Here is a 561-nt window from a genome sequence, read left to right on the forward strand (position 1 = left end):
ACCCCGCGCACGCCCCCCAGCCCTCCCGGGAACCCCGGCTGCCGTCCTGGACGCGGGGCATGACCACCGGGCTCAAGGCGGGCGGTGGCGGGGTGCTGCGCAGCACCCCGCCCGACGCGGCGGCGGGCCTGACCGGTGAGTGGATTCCGCGTCTCGACGCGCGCCGGGCCGCCGCGCCCCGGCAGCCCGAACGGCCCGCGCCGCCGCCGGAGCTGCTCGCCACCCTGGCCGGCCGCCACAACGCGGGCCTCAGCCTGGGCAGGCTCGGGCGCTGGACCGAGGCGGGCGAGGTGCACCGCGCCGTCGCCGCCGAGCGCGAGCACGCCCTCGGGCCCGACCACCCCGACACCCTCGCCAGCCGGTACGAGGTCGGCTTCACGCTCAGCCGCACGGGCCGCGCCGCCGACGCGCTGCGCGAGTACACGCGCGTGGCGCAGGGGCGGGAGCGCTCCCTCGGTGCCGAGCACCCGGAGACGCTGGCCGCCCGCCAGGAGATGGCGTACGTACTCGGCCAGCTCGGGCGGCACTTCGAGGCGCACCAGATGTACACCTCGGTGCTCG

The 561-nt window shown here is 78.8% G+C and carries 1 protein-coding gene; it reads left to right on the top strand.

Annotation, left to right across the window (positions count from 1 at the left end; genetic code table 11):
- On the top strand, positions 1 to 561 hold a 561-nt coding region (locus AB8Z36_RS41775; protein ID WP_369218531.1), incomplete at both ends, for a tetratricopeptide repeat protein.

It is taken from the genome of Streptomyces flavofungini (assembly GCF_041028215.1).
GTDB lineage: Bacteria > Actinomycetota > Actinomycetes > Streptomycetales > Streptomycetaceae > Streptomyces > Streptomyces flavofungini_B.